Source organism: Pseudoalteromonas sp. P1-13-1a, from assembly GCF_001401875.1.
GTDB lineage: Bacteria > Pseudomonadota > Gammaproteobacteria > Enterobacterales > Alteromonadaceae > Pseudoalteromonas.
Genome location: NZ_LKDV01000122.1, coordinates 1 through 252, shown reverse-complemented (window position 1 = coordinate 252; position 252 = coordinate 1). Strand labels below are relative to the sequence as shown.

Annotated in this window: 1 pseudogene; it reads right to left on the bottom strand. The window is 63.5% G+C overall.

The annotated features are described in order from the left end of the window. A pseudogene (locus AN391_RS20855) lies at positions 1–252 on the bottom strand (hypothetical protein); the annotation flags it as partial.

Sequence of the window (252 nt, the reverse complement as noted above, 5' to 3'; positions counted from 1 at the left end):
CCCCTGGCACGCCATGGCCGCCGGCCTTGAGCGTCTTTGCGGGCAGATCGAGTGGGCTACCGGTATGCCCGGGGTAGGAGCGCGCACCTGCCTGATAGATGTGGTTCGCGAACTTCTTTGCTTCGCGACCTTCCGGATCTGGAAGCCCCTGTAGTGCATCTCGAACCGTTCGCCATGCCTGTGTCGGCAGCATCGTACGGAACTGCTGCAACTTGGCAACGCGCGCGGCGAGCTTCGCAGGCATTCTGGGCT